Source organism: Serratia sp. JSRIV001 (assembly GCF_019968745.1).
In the GTDB taxonomy this organism is placed as follows: Bacteria; Pseudomonadota; Gammaproteobacteria; order Enterobacterales; family Enterobacteriaceae; genus Chania; species Chania fonticola_B.
On the sequence record NZ_CP074147.1, the window covers coordinates 5,870,875 to 5,888,286 of the forward strand.

Annotated in this window: 19 protein-coding genes; 8 read left to right on the forward strand and 11 right to left on the reverse strand. The window is 53.7% G+C overall.

Translation table 11 applies throughout. The features are described from left to right. Window position 1: 1 nt before the first annotated feature. The 7 genes from pstA to KGP17_RS27255 all read left to right on the forward strand — a co-directional run bounded on the left by pstA (window position 2) and on the right by KGP17_RS27255 (window position 5,769). Entirely contained in the window at window positions 2-892 is an 891-nt protein-coding gene (gene pstA / locus KGP17_RS27225) for a phosphate ABC transporter permease PstA (protein WP_059199278.1), read from the forward strand. Between the two features lie 53 nt (window positions 893-945). Then, window positions 946-1,716: a phosphate ABC transporter ATP-binding protein PstB gene (gene pstB / locus KGP17_RS27230; protein ID WP_370454353.1), complete on the forward strand. Its 771-nt coding sequence runs from the start codon at window positions 946-948 to the stop codon at window positions 1,714-1,716. A 12-nt stretch (window positions 1,717-1,728) separates the two neighbouring features. After that, window positions 1,729-2,460: a phosphate signaling complex protein PhoU gene (phoU, locus tag KGP17_RS27235; RefSeq protein WP_024484696.1), complete on the forward strand. Its 732-nt coding sequence runs from the start codon at window positions 1,729-1,731 to the stop codon at window positions 2,458-2,460. Window positions 2,461-2,627: 167 nt separating this feature from the next. Beyond that, entirely contained in the window at window positions 2,628-3,467 is an 840-nt protein-coding gene (locus tag KGP17_RS27240; protein ID WP_024484697.1) for an ABC transporter substrate-binding protein, read from the forward strand. A gap of 70 nt (window positions 3,468-3,537) precedes the next feature. Further along, a complete protein-coding gene (locus KGP17_RS27245; protein ID WP_024527370.1) occupies window positions 3,538-4,263 on the forward strand; it encodes an amino acid ABC transporter permease in 726 nt (241 codons plus the stop codon). Between the two features lies 1 nt (window position 4,264). Next, a complete protein-coding gene (locus KGP17_RS27250) occupies window positions 4,265-5,005 on the forward strand; it encodes an amino acid ABC transporter permease (RefSeq protein ID WP_024527369.1) in 741 nt (246 codons plus the stop codon). 203 nt (window positions 5,006-5,208) lie between these two features. Continuing rightward, window positions 5,209-5,769, forward strand: a complete 561-nt coding sequence (locus KGP17_RS27255; protein ID WP_059199275.1) for a DUF1440 domain-containing protein — start codon at window positions 5,209-5,211, stop codon at window positions 5,767-5,769. Window positions 5,770-5,816: 47 nt separating this feature from the next. Here the strand turns inward: KGP17_RS27255 and yieH are convergent, their stop codons facing one another. Beyond that, window positions 5,817-6,482, reverse strand: a complete 666-nt coding sequence (gene yieH, locus KGP17_RS27260) for a 6-phosphogluconate phosphatase (RefSeq protein WP_021181405.1) — start codon at window positions 6,480-6,482, stop codon at window positions 5,817-5,819. A gap of 212 nt (window positions 6,483-6,694) precedes the next feature. Here yieH and KGP17_RS27265 point away from each other — a divergent pair, with 212 nt between their 5' ends. Further along, on the forward strand, window positions 6,695-8,032 hold the full coding sequence (locus KGP17_RS27265; protein WP_021181404.1) for an NCS2 family permease: 1,338 nt from the start codon (window positions 6,695-6,697) through the stop codon (window positions 8,030-8,032). Between the two features lie 54 nt (window positions 8,033-8,086). On the opposite strand, the gene KGP17_RS27270 is transcribed toward KGP17_RS27265, so the two are convergent. The 10 genes from KGP17_RS27270 to rpmH form a co-directional block, all read right to left on the reverse strand. Then, window positions 8,087-9,139 (reverse strand): hypothetical protein, encoded by a 1,053-nt coding sequence (locus KGP17_RS27270; RefSeq protein ID WP_094982464.1) that lies wholly within the window; start codon window positions 9,137-9,139, stop codon window positions 8,087-8,089. 92 nt (window positions 9,140-9,231) lie between these two features. Continuing rightward, the gene (locus tag KGP17_RS27275) at window positions 9,232-9,798 is read right to left on the reverse strand and encodes an NADPH-dependent FMN reductase (protein WP_021181402.1); all 567 of its coding nucleotides are present in this window, start codon (window positions 9,796-9,798) and stop codon (window positions 9,232-9,234) included. A 188-nt stretch (window positions 9,799-9,986) separates the two neighbouring features. After that, window positions 9,987-10,706: a 4'-phosphopantetheinyl transferase superfamily protein gene (locus KGP17_RS27280; protein ID WP_094982465.1), complete on the reverse strand. Its 720-nt coding sequence runs from the start codon at window positions 10,704-10,706 to the stop codon at window positions 9,987-9,989. A 271-nt stretch (window positions 10,707-10,977) separates the two neighbouring features. Further along, window positions 10,978-12,297, reverse strand: a complete 1,320-nt coding sequence (locus KGP17_RS27285) for a type II toxin-antitoxin system HipA family toxin (protein ID WP_223498648.1) — start codon at window positions 12,295-12,297, stop codon at window positions 10,978-10,980. Then, window positions 12,297-12,557: a helix-turn-helix domain-containing protein gene (locus tag KGP17_RS27290; RefSeq protein WP_059199269.1), complete on the reverse strand. Its 261-nt coding sequence runs from the start codon at window positions 12,555-12,557 to the stop codon at window positions 12,297-12,299. Before KGP17_RS27290 ends, KGP17_RS27285 begins: the two co-directional genes overlap by 1 nt. Before the next feature lie 310 nt (window positions 12,558-12,867). Continuing rightward, window positions 12,868-14,232, reverse strand: coding sequence for a tRNA uridine-5-carboxymethylaminomethyl(34) synthesis GTPase MnmE (mnmE, locus tag KGP17_RS27295; RefSeq protein WP_021181398.1), 1,365 nt, complete (start codon window positions 14,230-14,232; stop codon window positions 12,868-12,870). Between the two features lie 113 nt (window positions 14,233-14,345). Further along, window positions 14,346-15,986 carry a membrane protein insertase YidC gene (gene yidC / locus KGP17_RS27300; protein ID WP_021181397.1) on the reverse strand — a complete coding sequence of 547 codons (1,641 nt, stop codon included), beginning with the start codon at window positions 15,984-15,986 and terminating at the stop codon, window positions 14,346-14,348. Between the two features lie 2 nt (window positions 15,987-15,988). Then, complete coding sequence (gene yidD / locus KGP17_RS27305) at window positions 15,989-16,246, reverse strand: membrane protein insertion efficiency factor YidD (RefSeq protein ID WP_025120915.1); 258 nt, start codon at window positions 16,244-16,246, stop codon at window positions 15,989-15,991. Next, on the reverse strand, window positions 16,210-16,569 hold the full coding sequence (rnpA, locus tag KGP17_RS27310; RefSeq protein ID WP_004950547.1) for a ribonuclease P protein component: 360 nt from the start codon (window positions 16,567-16,569) through the stop codon (window positions 16,210-16,212). The genes yidD and rnpA overlap by 37 nt, the downstream gene beginning before the upstream one ends. 18 nt (window positions 16,570-16,587) lie before the next feature. Continuing rightward, the gene (gene rpmH / locus KGP17_RS27315) at window positions 16,588-16,728 is read right to left on the reverse strand and encodes a 50S ribosomal protein L34 (protein WP_004093983.1); all 141 of its coding nucleotides are present in this window, start codon (window positions 16,726-16,728) and stop codon (window positions 16,588-16,590) included. Window positions 16,729-17,412 lie beyond the last annotated feature (684 nt).

The window sequence follows — 17,412 nt, forward strand, 5'->3', positions numbered from 1 at the left end:
CATGGCAACGATGGATATGCAAAACCCGGTAGCACTGGCGGAAAGCCGCCGTAAAATGCAGGCCTGGCGTCGGCAGAAAAACCGTCTGGCGCTGTTCCTGTCGATGGCGACTATGGCCTTTGGCCTGTTCTGGCTGGTGTGGATCCTGTTTTCGACCATTACCAAGGGCATCGATGGCATGTCGCTGGCGCTGTTTACCGAAATGACGCCGCCGCCGAATACGGCGGGTGGTGGTCTGGCTAACGCTATCGCCGGTAGTGGCTTGCTGATCCTGTGGGCCACCATTTTCGGTACTCCGCTGGGCATCATGGCGGGGATCTATCTGGCGGAATACGGCCGTAAATCCTGGCTGGCGGAAGTGATCCGCTTTATCAACGATATTCTGTTATCCGCACCGTCGATCGTCGTGGGCCTGTTCGTTTACACCGTGGTGGTGGCGAAGATGGAACACTTCTCCGGTTGGGCCGGGATTATTGCGCTGGCTCTGTTACAGATCCCGATCGTGATCCGCACCACCGAGAACATGCTCAAGCTGGTACCAGACACGCTGCGTGAAGCGGCCTATGCGTTGGGCACACCGAAATGGCGCATGATTTCCGCCATTACGCTGAAGGCATCTGTTTCCGGCATTATCACCGGCGTGCTGCTGGCGATTGCGCGTATAGCAGGGGAAACCGCTCCGTTGCTGTTTACCTCGCTGTCGAATCAGTTCTGGAGCACCGACCTGATGCAGCCGATCGCCAACCTGCCGGTCACCATTTTCAAGTTTGCCATGAGCCCGTTTGCCGAATGGCAACAGCTGGCCTGGGCCGGGGTACTGTTGATCACCCTGTGCGTACTGTTACTGAATATCCTGGCGCGTGTGATTTTCGCCAAGAAAAAGCATTCATAAAAATTTAGGTGCCGCTCAGGCGACACCGTGAAAAGAGAGAAGTCTTGATGAGTATGGTTGACTCCACTTCCAGCAGCAAAATTCAGGTACGCGATCTGAACTTTTACTACGGCAAATTCCATGCGCTGAAAAACATCACGCTGGATATCGCCAAGAACAAGGTGACCGCGTTTATCGGCCCTTCTGGCTGCGGCAAATCGACGCTGCTGCGGACTTTCAACAAGATGTACCAGCTCTATCCCGAGCAGCGTGCTGAAGGCGATATCCTGCTGGACGGGCAAAACATCCTGACCGATAACCAGGACATCGCGCTGCTGCGTGCCAAGGTGGGCATGGTGTTCCAAAAGCCAACGCCGTTCCCGATGTCGATTTACGACAACATCGCGTTTGGCGTGCGCCTGTTCGAGAAGCTGTCCCGTGCGGATATGGACGAGCGTGTCCAATGGGCGCTGACCAAGGCAGCACTGTGGAACGAGACCAAGGACAAGCTGCACCAAAGCGGTTACAGCCTGTCCGGTGGCCAGCAACAACGCCTGTGCATTGCGCGTGGCATTGCCATTCGCCCGGAAGTGCTGTTGTTGGATGAGCCTTGCTCAGCGCTGGATCCGATTTCCACCGGCAAGATTGAAGAGCTGATCAGCGAGCTGAAGTCTGACTACACCGTGGTGATCGTGACCCACAATATGCAGCAGGCGGCGCGTTGTTCCGACTCCACCGCATTTATGTATCTGGGTGAGTTGATCGAGTTCAGCGATACTGACACTCTGTTTACCGCGCCACAGAAAAAGCAGACCGAAGACTACATTACTGGCCGCTATGGTTGATTAGGATGCATCATGGATAACCTGAATTTAAACAAACACATTTCCGGCCAGTTCAACGCTGAACTCGAGCACATCCGCACCCAGGTGCTGACCATGGGTGGGCTGGTGGAGCAACAGCTGACCGATGCCATTACCGCGATGCATAACCAGGACGGTGAACTGGCCAAGCGGGTGATTGAGGGCGATGCCAAGGTCAATATGATGGAAGTGGCGATCGATGAGGCCTGCGTGCGCATCATCGCCAAACGCCAGCCGACCGCCAGCGACCTGCGCCTGGTGATGGCGATCATCAAGACCATTTCCGAGCTGGAACGTATCGGCGACGTAGCGGACAAGATCTGCCGCACCGCCCTGGAGAAATTCTCGCACCAGCATCAGCCATTGCTGGTCAGCCTAGAGTCACTGGGTCGCCATACCGTGCAAATGCTGCACGACGTGCTGGATGCCTTTGCGCGTATGGATCTGGATGAAGCGATCCGGATTTACCGCGAAGACAAGAAGGTCGATCAGGAATATGAAGGCATCGTGCGTCAGCTGATGACCTACATGATGGAAGATACGCGCACCATTCCGAGCGTGCTGACGGCGCTGTTCTGTGCCCGCTCTATCGAGCGTATCGGCGATCGCTGCCAGAATATTTGCGAATTCATCTTCTACTTCGTCAAAGGCCAGGATTTCCGCCATATCGGTGGCGATGCGCTGGACAAACTGTTGTCAGACGGTAAAGACGAGAAAAAAGCGTAATTCAACCAGTGATTTACTCCAGAAGGCGCTGAAGACGGCGCCTTTATGCCATTTAAAAACCGCAAAGTTAAAAAGGTTATAACTATAGCGTTTAATATTATTTCCTGACCTAAGTGAGGCTTGCTAGCTTATCAGCCAGCGGGACATCAATCACTTGGGAGCCTTTCATGAAACAGCGCGTCTTAGCCTTATCTCTGTTAGCCAGCCTGACCAGCCTTGCCACCGGTGTGGCACATGCCGATAAACTCGATGATATTCAAAAAGCTGGCGTGGTGCGTATTGCGGTATTCGATAGCAACCCACCGTTTGGTTATGTCGATCCGCAGAGCAAAAAGCTGGTGGGTTATGACGTGGACGTGGCCGAAGCCATCGGTAAGGCGCTGGGCGTCAAGGTTGAACTGCGCGCCACCAACCCGGCTAACCGCATTCCTTTGCTGGTGTCCAAAAAGGTTGATCTGATCGCGGCCAACTTCACTATCACCGACGAGCGTGCCAAAGAGGTGAATTTCAGCGTGCCGTATTTTGCTACCGGCCAGAAATTCATTGCCCATAAGGGCGTGCTGAAAACCCCTGAAGATATCAAGAAGCTGCGCATCGGCGCGGATAAAGGCACCGTGCAGGAAATTACCCTGCGTGAGCACTACCCAACGGCCAAGGTGATCTCTTACGACGATACCCCACTGGCGTTTGTTGCCCTACGTAACGGCAACGTGCAGGCCATCACCCAGGACGATGCCAAACTGGTTGGCCTGCTAGGCAACCTGCCTGCCGCGCAAAAAGCCGACTTTGAAATCTCTCCGTTCAGCATCACCAAAGAATATCAGGGCGTTGGTATCCCGAAAGGCGAAGATCGCCTCACGGCTACCGTTAACGATACCTTGATCAAACTGGAAAAAGACGGCGATGCGGTGAAGATTTACGATCGCTGGTTCGGCCCGGAAACCAAAACCGCCCAACCGCGTGGCGATTTCAAGATCGGCCCATTGGATCAGCAACCTAAAGCCTAATCTCCCTTTTCCCTCTCCCCCTGATTTTGTACCGTGGCGGAGAGGGTTGGGGTGAGGGGAAGTACCTCGCATGAATCTGCAACAACTCTCAGACTGGCTGTTGGCGCCGCAGTATCTGAGCTGGCTATGGAATGGCTTCTTGATGACCTTATGGCTGTCGGCCTGTGCCGGGCTGGCGGCAACGCTGCTGGGTTTTGGCCTGGCGGCGATGCGGGACAGCAGCCTGCGCCCGTTAAGCTGGCTGGCGGTGGCCTACAGCGCACTATTTCGCAATACTCCTCTGCTGGTGCAACTGTTCTTCTGGTATTTTGCTGCCGGGCAAATCCTGCCCTCCTTCGCCATGCAATGGCTGAATACCCCCCATCAGTTAGGCCTGTTCGACTGGCCCTCGTTTGAATTCCTGGCGGGCTTCTTCGGCCTGACGCTTTATTCCACCGCGTTTATTGCCGAAGAGATCCGCTCCGGCATCCGTGGCGTCGCCAGTGGGCAAAAGCATGCGGCCTACGCGTTAGGGCTGACCGGCTGGCAATCGATGCGCTATGTGGTGCTGCCGCAGGCGCTGAAAATCGCTTTCCCGCCGCTGCTGGGGCAGTACATGAACGTGATTAAGAACTCGTCGCTGACCATGGCGATCGGCCTGGCTGAGCTGTCTTACGCTTCGCGCCAGGTCGAAACCGAAACCTTGCGGACCTTCCAGGCGTTTGGCGTGGCAACGGTGTTGTATATCGCCATTATTGCCCTGTTGGAAGGTTGGGGCATGTGGCGTCAACAGCGTAAACCGCTGGGGGGACACTAAGATGGACTTTACCGTTATCCAGGAAAACCTGGGCTACCTGCTGTGGGGCACCTTCCCGGACGGGCCTTTGGGCGGTGCTGCGTTGACGTTGGCGATCAGCCTGATGGCCGGGCTGGCTTCGGCAATTCTGGGCACGCTGCTGGGCGTCGCGCTGGCGATGTCGCGTGGGGTGCTGGCTGGGTTATTGGCTATGGTGCTCGGGTTCTTCCGCGCCATCCCGGTGATCATGCTGATTTTCTGGACTTACTTCCTGCTGCCAATCGTGTTTGGTGTCGATATCCCTGAAATTACCACGGTGGTGTGCGCGCTGGCGTTGATCGCCTCGGCCTATCTGGCCCATGCGGTAAAAGCGGGCATCGTGGCTATTGGTGCTGGACAGTGGCAGGCGGGGCTATCGCTCGGTTTAAACCGCTGGCAGGTGCTGCGGATGATTGTCTTACCGCAGGCGCTGCGTATGATGGTGCCTTCGTTTATCAACCAGTGGATCTCATTGATTAAAGACACTTCGCTGGCGTACATCGTCGGCGTGGGGGAGTTGACCTTTCTGGCTACGCAGGTCAATAACCGCAGCATGGTTTACCCGATGGAGGTGTTCCTGTTTGTGGCGCTGGTCTATTTTATCTTCTGCCTGACGCTGGACGTGCTGGCGAACGGGCTGAATAAACGCCTTAGCCCGCAGACCAAAGCGCTAAAACGCAGCTGGCGCTGGTGGCGTAATCGCCCGCCGCTACCGGCTAGTTAATCAGACACAATAGGAATGGTTGCCCCTATCTATACCATGGCTAATTAGTTGTCATGATTGAGGGGCTTGACGTATTACAATTTATTATCGTATTACGTTAAATTTATGATTGAGATCAACGTATTGCACTTTTTTAATGCAGCTTGAGTTATTTAGAGTATAAGTAAGATTGATTTATATATTTCCATTGGATGGTAATCATTATGAAAATTAGTGCGTTATTTATAACAACGGATCCAAGTCGGCGGCGGTATGGCGTTGCCTTGTTTGTTGGCATTATTGGCGGGATCCTCTCTGCTTTTGTCAAATGGGGGGCTGAGGTTCCGCTACCGCCAAGAACTCTGAGTGATGGCCGGGCTGAATTTAACCCGCCCTACCTTTTTTTAAGAGATTATCTTGGGATAGATCCAACCGGTACGGTATATACCTTTTCTGAGCATATTATTAATCCGGTTATGGTTACGCACGTCATATTTTCGTTGGTCTTTGCTATCGGTTACTGCTTGGTTGCCGAAGTTTTTCCAAAGATCAAACTCTGGCAGGGGGTGTTGGCGGGTATCATTGCCACCGTTGCCGTGCATGGCATTAGTTTCCCTCTGCTTGGTTTGACTCCCCCACTTTCAATGCTGCCATTTGATGAGTACCTTTCTGAAATTTTGGGGCATATATTTTGGTTTTGGGTGATTGAGATAGTACGCCGGGACTTACGTAACAGAATTACCCATGAGCCTGACGCCGAAGTTCCGCTGGGATCCTATCGTTAATCGATAAAGTTCAGCGGGGTATTCTCCCCGCTGAATATCAACGTGGTTTAACGGGTAAGTTGCCAACCCCGCTGTTGCCACAGCGCAGGCAGTTGAGCCAGATCCTCAAACGTCGTCACCAGCGGGTGATCGATAGGTTGATTATGAGGATCGGCACAGAAATAGAACACCGGGATGCCAGCCGCGATCCCCGCCTGGGCACCGGCAACGGAATCATCCACCAGAATACAGCGCTCTACGGGCACCTGCATCTGTTGGGCGGCATGGAATACGATGGCCGGATCGGGTTTCCAGCGTTGAATATCGTAGCCGCTGAACAACCGGTCATCAAAATAGGACAGCATGTCGGTTAACCCCAGCGAATGCTGCATTTTGCTCACCGGGCCGTTAGAAACGGTGCACATCGGGGCAGTCATTTGTGCCAGCAACTCCCGTGCACCGGCAATCGGCTGGAGCTCGGCATCAAACAGACGGGCCACTTCCTGGCGAAAAATCGGCTCCAGATCGCTGGCGGGTAAATTGACACCCTGCTCGGTGTTAACCCGCTCAATGATCTCGTAGAGCTTGATCCCTTTGTACTTTTTAAAGACCTCTTCCAGCGCCAGCTCGATACCGTAGTGGGCAAACATATGCACATAGGCCTTGCTGCACAGCACTTCGCTGTCTACCAGCGTGCCATCGCAATCAAATAAAACACATTCAACCTGATTCATTGGGGTAAGCGCCCTCGGTTAAGTCATGACTGCTGTTACTTTAACCGGATCGCAGCGGGTTGTCCCTCTTTGGCAATCAATCTCAATAAATACAACTTGTTGGCCGTTTTAGCCGTAAAGATGGCGAAAAAAACCTGTGAGCGAGGTCAAAACCCGGACTTTTTGTTATAGGATAGCCAGCGACAGTCCTAATCCCTCTTCGGAATTCTATAATGAGCAAACAAGATCTCAGCCTTGATGCCAATCAGGGCTTGCTTGAGCGCGTGTTTAAACTCAAGCAGCACGGCACCACGGTACGTACGGAAACGATTGCTGGCCTCACCACCTTTCTAACCATGGTGTATATCGTGTTCGTTAACCCGCAGATCCTGGGCGCGGCGGGCATGGATACTCAGGCGGTGTTTGTCACCACCTGCCTGGTTGCTGCGTTGGGCAGTATCCTGATGGGCTTGCTGGCTAACCTGCCGGTGGCGCTGGCTCCGGCGATGGGCCTCAACGCGTTCTTCGCGTTTGTGGTGGTCGGCGCGATGGGTATTTCATGGCAGGTCGGCATGGGCGCTATTTTCTGGGGCGCAATCGGTTTCCTGTTGCTGACCATTTTCCGTATCCGCTATTGGATGATTGCCAATATCCCGCTGAGCCTGCGCGTGGGCATCACCAGTGGTATCGGCCTGTTTATCGCCATGATGGGGCTGAAAAACGCCGGTATCGTGGTCGCCAACCCGGATACGCTGGTAGCGGTAGGCAATCTGACCTCCCACAGTGTGCTGCTGGGAGCCTTGGGCTTCTTTATTATCGCGGTGCTGGCTTCGCGTAATATTCATGCTGCGGTACTGGTCTCAATCGTGGTGACTACGCTGATCGGCTGGGCTCTGGGCGACGTGAAATATGGCGGCGTATTCTCCCTACCGCCGGACGTCACCTCCGTGGTCGGCCAGGTGGATATCGCCGGGGCGCTGAATATCGGCCTGGCAGGTGTGATTTTCTCCTTTATGCTGGTCAACCTGTTTGACTCCTCGGGTACGCTGATCGGAGTGACCGACAAGGCTGGCCTGACGGATGAAAACGGCAAGTTCCCGCGTATGAAGCAGGCGCTTTACGTGGACAGCATCACCTCGGTCGCCGGTGCTTTTGCGGGTACCTCTTCGGTCACCGCCTATATTGAAAGCTCTTCTGGGGTGGCCGTTGGTGGGCGTACTGGCCTGACCGCCGTGGTGGTAGGCATTCTCTTCCTGCTGGTGATTTTCCTGTCACCGCTGGCGGGAATGGTGCCAACTTATGCTGCTGCGGGCGCGCTGATTTATGTGGGGGTGCTGATGACTTCCAGCCTGGCGCGGGTGAAGTGGGAAGATATGACCGAAGCGGTTCCGGCCTTTGTGACCGCCGCTATGATGCCTTTCAGCTTCTCGATCACCGAAGGGATTGCCCTTGGCTTTATCTCTTACTGCATCATGAAGCTGGGCACCGGCCGCTGGCGTGAAATCAGCCCCTGCGTGATCGTGGTGGCGCTGCTGTTCGTGCTGAAAATTGCGTTCGTTGACGGGCATTAATGCCCGCTACGTGGGGCGCAGCATGCTGCGCCCCGTTGTAAGCTCCTGTTACTCTCAAGCGCCGGGTGAGGCATCCTGCTCTCTACCCATTACCCAGCGTAAAGGCCGGTTATACCGCGTCTGCCAGCCACCGATATTATCTTCCCCCTCGGCAAAATTGGCGATCTCGACCTGATTTTTGTCTCTGAACAAGTCAGCAAAATCAAGAGCCAGCGCCCGATCGTTGAAATTCTGTCGATCGTAATAGGCAATCATGATGCGTTTGTTTTCTGCCAGTGAATGCTTCGCTGGGAGGAGGCGGCCCTTCGGGGCAATCAGCAGCGCTCCGGAATAAAACTGCGGGTAATTGGCCATCAGGTTAGCCGCGTGTAGCGCCCCCTGACCACGGGCGGTCAGGTAAACCTGTTGGAGATTAAGCTTCAGCTTGGGGCCCAGGCTTTCCAGGGTGCGTTGAATGGCATTCTGGGTGCTGGTAGAGCTGTAGTTAGACCAGCGAAAGCTCCCTTCCGCCAGCATCTGGGTGCCGTTTATCTCAATGTAGGCCACTCCGGCTTCGGCAAACAGCAACCGATCCTCCGGGATGATGGTGGCGGCTTTCCCGTAGGGATGGAGGTAGACGATGGTTGGCCAGCCTCCGGCCGGGGGCTCGCCACTCGGCACGGCATAGTGAGGTTTACCTTCAAACTTTGCGGCGTGTTGCTGATAGCGCGCTTTGGTGGTGGCCAGAATTGAACGGTAGGTGTCACTTTGCTGAATGCTGCTGAACGAGTCGTCTTCCAGCAGATTGTAGTAATACCACAATCCTCGCTTGGCGCTAAGTTGCAGATAACGTTCGGCTAACTCGGTCTGACCCTGTTCGGCCGAGGAGGCAGCCAGTTGAAAGGGGGCCCAGATATTACGGCCATCTTCACGCATCAACGTCAGATATAGCGATGTGGCGCCGGCTTTTTTATCCTCATGATTGTACGCTGAGCGAGGTAATGGCTTACTCAGCGGGCTATGGATAGGCAGTTCTAGCGGCTCTTCTCCCTCAGGATAGAGCATGGGTGCAGCAAACAATGGACTGGTGGCAAAAGCCAAAAAGATGGCTAAAATAAAAAAAGGCATGATTTTATAACTTTGTTTTTCAATAATATTAATGAGAAAACGATGAAAAACGGCGCCTTCGATAGTGTTATCTCTGTGCGCCGCCTGGCAGCTTATTTTACACGGCGGATATAGTCGCTGAATGCGGACAACTGGCCGGTCAGGAAATCCCGCGTGCCTTGGTCCACCAGTTCACCCGCCTGCTCATCAACCTTATTCTGTATCACTCCCCCCATAAACTCAGGTTTGTTGATCACCATGGCATCCAGAAACACCAGGATCTGGCGTAGGTGATATTGGCAACGTGCTCCGCCAATCGGCCCCATAGAGCTGGTCTGGATTGCTACCGGTTTGCCAGCCAGCGGTTGGTTAGGCAAACGGGACAGCCAGTCTATGGCGTTTTTCAGGCCACCTGGCACAGAGTAGTTATATTCTGGCGTTACGATGATCACGCCGTCAGCCTGACGGATTTGTTCGGCAATGGCTTCTACCGCGGCCGGGAAACCCTCTTCTTGCTGGAGGTCTGCATCGTACAGTGGGATATCGCGGATGGAGGGAAGGGCTTCGATAGTAACACCCTGAGGAGCTAACTGAGGTAAAGCGCGTGCGACGATGGCGTTATAAGAGCCTTTACGAAGGCTCCCCAGTAGCGTGACGATCTTTAGTGCTTGCTCTGACATTTTGATTCTCCCTTTTCTGATGAACAGACTCAGCTTAGAACAACCAGCAGATAATAGGGCAAATAAGGGATGTATCCTAGGTAGAGGCTAAGTCTTTATCTGTTTTTACAATTCAAAGCAGTAAATCATGCGTTAAGAAAAGTTTTATTTTGATTATTCCCCCGAAGGCAGACGTTAAATCGGTGCTTTCAACGTGTAACAGAGGCGAGGCTGGTCAGTTTCAAAAAGTGTGTGGAGAGGGGCGGGTTGCGCGATGAAATTTCGCCACATTTCTGTAAGCCCTGGCTATCGTCATATTGCCAGCAAATCAGCCGATCCAAGCCAGGCTGATGGGCGCAGGCCCAGCTGAGATACTCCCCTGCATCACTCATGACGTGCACGTTAGGCAGGGTGTTGCAGCGTAATTGGCCGGAAAAAGGGTGCAAATTCAGCAAACTCTGGCCACTATTACCCAGGCCGGCCAGTTTCAGCACGCATTGGCGGATGCTCCACAGCTGGGTTTCGGCTTCCAAGCGGTCGTTCTGCGCCGCGATCCATGCGTTCTCCGTGGTGCTGGAGTATTGATGCAGCAGGTTGTGGCTCCGCGCGCGCATCACCTCAATATCCAACCCCACCTTGCCTTCCAGGCTCAGTAGCACGCCTACGGTATTGCCAGCATAGGCGAGGCTGAAGTCAGGTAGATGATGATCGGCAAAGCACGGGCGCCCGGTCGGTGCCGTAGCAATGGGGGGAAGTACCGGGATACCATACAAATAAAATATCATTTCGGCCAACAGGATCCGGCCTTGCAAAAAACGCCGGCGGCGCTTGACGGAGAAGCGGGCAGTTCTTTCGATCAGGTCTTCAGGGAGCCGATGAGTATCTAAACGCTCTGCAACCGCATCCCATCGGATAAAATGACAAGCCATTGTTCACTCCATGACCGAGGCTCATAAAAAAACTGGAGTGCTAGAGTAAGCATTACGTTAAGATTTTTCATTAAGAATTCGCATGATCTTTTTCTTAATTATTCTTCTGCTGAATAAAAAAGCAGCGGAGTGCCAGGAGTGCGGCGGGGGATTGGTCTGGGTAAAGCCAGCGAAACTAGCACGTTGGGTGATTGTTCACCGTCGTCTCTCTTATTGTGCCAGATCCTCATAGGGTCCACTGTCAACAGTGCAGCAGCAATAGCACTGTCGCCTAATCCCAGCCCACTGTCAGCCTTGCGGAACGAGCTTTTAGGCCCTTTAAAATGGCGTTACTGATGGCGGGAGGAAAACCTGCTGGCAACAGCTGTGTTACCCGCTCGATGACGGTATCAACGGATTCAGCCAATTCCGTCAGGATCCCCTCCATGGCGGCGCGCTCAAATCCCACTGCTTTGGCTGTGTGGAAGAAGTGGCGTGGGAATATTTGCTCAATGGCGTACTTCTTTCCCTTGCTTCCTTTTAGGCCCATAGCGAGCTTGGCATCTTTCGGATGAAGGCCTCTGCCAGCAAACACCGGGTAGACAGATAGAATGTCGTACAAGGGGGTTAAACGAAAACGCCCATCAGCTTCAATGAACACCGAGAAGTTCTTTGCATGTCCATCGGTTGCGGCTAACAACCAGAACAATACCTGTGCCTTCATGAAGTTATAGCGATCCTTTTCCGCTGTCACCGAGCCAAGCAGATATTCCATGATCTCGCTTATCCCTGGACCACCCTGATTTTCGTATTTACGTGCCGAGGGAACATTTAAAACCTGGCAGAAATCTTCTTGGGGCAGTCGCATGATCCAACTGCCGTCCGAGGCATACCGGCGGTCAAAGCGTTCCACTGCTAAGGCTTTTATGTCACCCACTTGCATAATGAAGCAATGGGGGACTGATAATCCAAATTCCTTGGCCACTAGAGCGCAGAGATACTCGTTTTCGACACTGTCTGACAAGTCGATACTGTTTGAGTGGCTTTCTATTTTTCCGATGGGTAGCTTAATGATATGGGTGGTTGGTGTGGCTGCGATCGGTAAACACCAACGGTTTTCGAGATAGAGGAGAGCCGTCTTTTCTTGGGCCCCGGCCAGGGAAATTCGGAAATCTTCAACATCCTCAATCATGCCCAGAGGGGCACCAGCTTTGTAGCCTGTAAGTATGCTTGCCAGTTCTTGGTTGGATAGCGCTTTATAGTTTATGGTGCGAATGTCCCCCGGGCCTGCATTTTGTGGCAAGAGTTGCAGTGCACCAATGGTGTCAGCACCGATACGTGCCAAAAGGTCGAAGGGTTGAGTCGAGTCAGCACGGTAGCGGGCTAGGATCCTGCCCCGGATCTCAGGGTTGTCCGGCAGCAGGTTATCGAAGAAGTTGTAGACTTCTGCCCCTTTGTAAGGCCGTCGCCTCAAGGGCATGGAGAGCGATATAGGACGGCTTCCAGGTTGGTTAAGCCAAGTGTCCACGTATTGGAACATATGGGCGCCAGTGCCCTCACGGCTGAAAATCCCTACCTTATAACCATTCATGTAGACATCTAGGTCAGCCATTACCACTCCTCTTTCCAACCATCGGTACTTTTGGTTTCGCAGCTCTGGCTACCTCTGGGTTTTACTTCCAGCTCCAGATCCAGCGCAGACAGGATTTTGAAGAAAGTCTCTAATTTGGTCGTTCCCGGCTGGAGTTCAAAGTTGGACACGGTGTCTTGACGGATCCCAACCCTACTGGCTACTTTTTCTTGTGAAAGATTCTCTGCGAGGCGGACATCTCGCAAGTAGATGCTGAGCTGCTTGGCATTGGTGATCTTCATGTCACATATCCTGTTAACCAGATGGCTCTACTTTACACGCTTAAGCAGGTAAATCAATTTTACACGCTATATCAGGTAAATAAGAGTTTACACGCTATAGGGGGTTAAACTTATGATACACGGTATAGCGTGTAACTTTGTTATTACCTGTCATAGCGTGTAATTTTTAAGTGACTCCCCCCGCCGTAAACGGCGAGGATTTTGATGCTGATCTACATGAGTCTCCCCCGAGAGCTTACTTCGGGAGACACTCGGGGGAAAATCTCACGAAACAACATCAGATAAAGCAACCAGTAAGAATAAAAATCAATTACTTACCAATACAGAAGCTGGAGAAGATGCGCCCGAGCAGGTCATCGGAGGTAAACTCCCCGGTGATTTCGCTCAATGCCTGCTGTGCCAACCGTAGTTCTTCGGCGAGCAGTTCCCCTGCGTAAGCGCTCACTAACTGTTCTTTACCCTGCACCAGATGCTGTGCCGCCTGCTCCAGAGCCTGCAAGTGACGGCGGCGGGCCAGGAAGCCGCCTTCCATATTGCTGGTGAAGCCCATGCTCTGTTTCAGATGGTCACGCAGCAGGTCGATCCCCTCACCGGTACGCGCCGACAGGCGAATAAGTGAGTGACCATTTACTTCGCTCAGGCCCAATGCCTCGCCGGTAATGTCGGCCTTGTTACGCACGACGGTGATCGGCAAGGTGCTGGGCAGACGTGCCATAAACTCTGGCCAAATCTCGGCGGGCTCGGTGGCGGAGGTGGTGGTGCCATCCACCATAAACAGCACGCGATCCGCCTGTTCGATCTCGTTCCAGGCACGTTCGATGCCGATACGCTCAACTTCGTCGCTGGCTTCCCGCAGCCCGGCGGTATCGATAATGTGCAGTGGCATGCCATCGATATGAATATGTTCGCGCAACACATCGCGCGTGGTGCCTGCAATGTCTGTGACGATGGCTGCTTCACGCCCTGCAAGCTCATTGAGCAGGCTGGATTTTCCGGCGTTGGGCCGCCCGGCGATCACCACCTTCATCCCTTCACGCAGCAGGCTGCCTTGTCGCGCCTCGGCCCGCACGCCATCCAGATCGGCCATCACACCGTTCAATTGGGCTTCAATTTTGCCATCCGAAAGGAAGTCGATTTCCTCATCCGGGAAGTCGATGGCCGCTTCTACGTAGATGCGCAGGTGAGTGAGCGCTTCCACAAGCTGATGGATACGGAGGGAAAAAGCACCTTGCAGCGAGTTCATGGCTGAACGGGCTGCCTGTTCGGAACTGGCATCGATCAGATCGGCAATGGCTTCGGCCTGGGCCAGATCCAGCTTGTCATTGAGGAAAGCGCGCTCCGAGAACTCACCTGGGCGGGCAATCCGCACGCCTGGCAGCGCCAACACGCGTTTGAGCAACAGATCGAGGATCACCGGCCCACCGTGGCCCTGTAGTTCCAGCACGTCCTCACCGGTAAAGGAATTGGGGCCGGGGAACCACAGTGCGATCCCCTGATCCAGCGTACTGCCTTCGGCGTCACGGAACGGCAGATAATCGGCATAACGCGGCTTAGGCAGTTTACCGAGTACCGCCAGGGCAACGTCCTTGGCTCCGCGGCCAGAAATGCGCAGGATGCCGACACCGCCGCGTCCGGGCGGGGTAGCAAGAGCAGCGATGGTATCGGTGGTGTTCATAGCGGTTTATCTCTCTGACAATATGCAAAAAGGCGGTCTAATGACCGCCTCTACTGGCAACGTGACTGGTGTCGTAGGGGCATAAGCCCCTACGGGTGTTGCCTAACTCAATACTAGACTTTCTTCTTGTCGCGGCTGTGCAGACCACGTTTTTCCAGCCCGCGGTAAATCAGCTGCTGCTGGACGATGGTCACCAGGTTACTGACGATATAGTACAGCACCAGACCAGACGGGAACCACAGGAAGAACACTGTGAAGATCACCGGCATAAAGGTCATGATTTTCTGCTGCATCGGGTCAGTCACGGTGGTGGGTGACATCTTCTGGATGAAGTACATGGTCACACCCATCAGCACTGGCAGGATGTAGTACGGGTCTTGCGCCGACAGGTCATGGATCCACCAGATGAACGGCGCATGACGCAGCTCAACCGAGCCCATCAGCATGTAGTACAAGGCCAGGAAGATTGGCATCTGGATAACCAGCGGCAAGCAACCCCCTAACGGGTTCACCTTCTCAGCTTTGTACAGCGCCATCATTTCCTGGCTCATACGCTGCTTGTCATCACCGATACGTTCACGCATCGCCTGCAGTTTTGGCTGCAGCATGCGCATTTTGGCCATCGAGGTGTACTGCGCTTTGGTCAGCGGGTACATGATGCCGCGCACGATGAAGGTGATGATGATGATCGAGAAGCCCCAGTTGCCGATGAAACTGTGAATGAACTTCAGCAGTTTGAACAGCGGTTGGGAGATGAACCACAGCCAGCCATAATCGACGGTCAGATCCAGATGCGGTGCCAGTTGGGCCATCTGATCTTGCAGCTCTGGGCCAACCCACAGGGTAGCATTCAGCTGTTTCTCAGCGCCTGGTTGCACAATCACTGGCTCAGCTTTAAAGCCGATGGCAGACAGGTTGGTACCTGGCTTAGAGGTATAGAACGTGTTGACGCCCTGAGTCTGCGGCACCCACGCGGTGGCGAAGTACTGTTGCAACATCGCAATCCAGCCGCCCTGGGTGGTGACGTTCAGATTCTCATCCTTGTCGAACGCATACTTTTGGTATTTGTCTTCGCTGGATGAGTAAGCCGCACCACGGAAGGTGTGCAGTGCAAAGTTGTTGCTGCCGGTGTCACGATGCTTAGGCAAGTCGGTGGTCTGCTTCAACTGGCCAAACAGGGTCAGTTCCAGCGGAGTCGCGCTTTTGTTGACGATGGAGTAGTCCACGCCAACGGCATAATGGTTACGCTTGAGCACAAAGGTCTTGGTGAAGACCGAACCGTCTTTGCCGGTAAAGGTCAGCGGAATACGCAGTTCATCCTGGCCATCAGCCAGCGTGAAGGTATCCTGCGCCGCCTCAAACAGAGGACGCTCGCCGTTTGCCGGGTTATCCGGGCCGTCTCGGCCCGTCAGGCCGCTTTGTGCCTGGTAGACGAATGACGGGGTGGATTCCAGCAGCGTAAATGGAGTCGATGAACCCAGGGTTTCCGGGTAGGCCAACAGTTTAGCCTGCTCGATATCGCCACCACGGGTATTGATGGTCAGCGACAGCACGTCAGTGTTAACGGTGATCAGTTTACCCTGGCCACTGCCTGGTACAGCTGAACTTGCGGCATCACCGGTTGCTGGGTTCGCAGTCTGTTGCGTGGTCTGGGTGGCTACTGGTTGCGGAGCGTTGTCCACTTGCCAGGCCTGCCAGATCATGAAAGACACGAACAGCAGAGCGATGAGGAGAAGATTGCGTTGCGAATCCATCGTTAGTGTTCTCTGTTATCGTCGGTTTTCGGCGGCACGGGATCATCGCCACCTGGGTTCAAAGGGTGGCATTTTAATACGCGTTTCAATGTCAACCAACTGCCTTTTAACATGCCAAACCTGCGTAATGCCTCAATTGCGTAATGAGAACATGTCGGCTGGAAGCGACAACGTGGCCCAAGCAGCGGGCTGAGCACGAGCTGATACGCCCGAACCAGCCCGATCAGGATGCGGGAGCCTGGCGACAGTGGCGACGCCATAATTTTTCCAAAGCTTCCGTCAGTGCACGATTATCCAAATCCGCTATCCCTTTTTTGGCCACCACCACAAAATCCATCGCCGGTAGCTCGTGCTGACGTAAACGGAAGCTTTCGCGGGTTAGGCGTTTGATCCGGTTGCGTTCATGCGCGCGTTTGACGTGTTTTTTGGCGACGGTAAGACCGATGCGGGGATGCCCCAGCTGGTTCAGGCGGCCGAGGATGGTGATTTGCGGCGTGCCAGCCCGTTGTGGCTGCTGGAAGACGAAAGTGAAATGAGTGGGAGTTAACAAACGTAACTCCCTAGGAAAAGCGAGCTTAACCACTCAGCGGGTTAGCTTTTATTACTTAGAAACAGTCAGACGAGTACGGCCTTTCGCACGACGGCGGGCCAGAACTTGACGACCATTCTTGGTTGCCATACGAGCACGGAAACCGTGGCTACGGTTACGCTTCAGTACGGACGGTTGGAAAGTGCGTTTCATAGCGATTTCTACCTAAACTTAAATGAAATACTGATAAGTCAAATGCGTTTGGCTACTCGGCGTGAAGATGACCGACGCCTCAATCGCAATACATAAAGAGGCGGGATTGTAATAATTGTACAGTCCTGAGTCAATTCACATCGCGCTAGCCTACCTGGTTGTCTGCCAATTCGGAGTAAAATCCGGTGTTGGCCCGTGGTCACCGCAGAATCCTGTCTTGGCTAAATGACTCACCATTAAGGAACCAGGTATCACACGTGGGCGAAGATTATACGGACTCGGGGGTAAATCACAAGGATCTCCGTACGATCCTGCGTGTTTTCTGCAAGGATCCGCGTGGATAACCAGGTATAACCTGTGAAAGGTGCTAAAACCCGGCCCCACAGGTTCAGATCTCATCGGTGTCGATCCTGCGTTGATTAAAAACTGGCCACTCTTCAAGGGCTGTGGATAAAATGGATCTAATCTGTGATGAAGGGGAGGATCTCTTGCGCAGATTGCGCTATGATCCGTCATTCCGATCGCGATCCCAAAACAGGATCGTTAAGGGCATAAACCGTGAAAGGCGGTTCGCATACCCTACAGGTTTTTCAGCCAATACCGGGCGTGTGTCAAAAATCATGAGTTATAAAAAAGTAGCCTGATTCTTTTCTTTTTATTGATCTTGTTCGAGTGGAGTCCGCC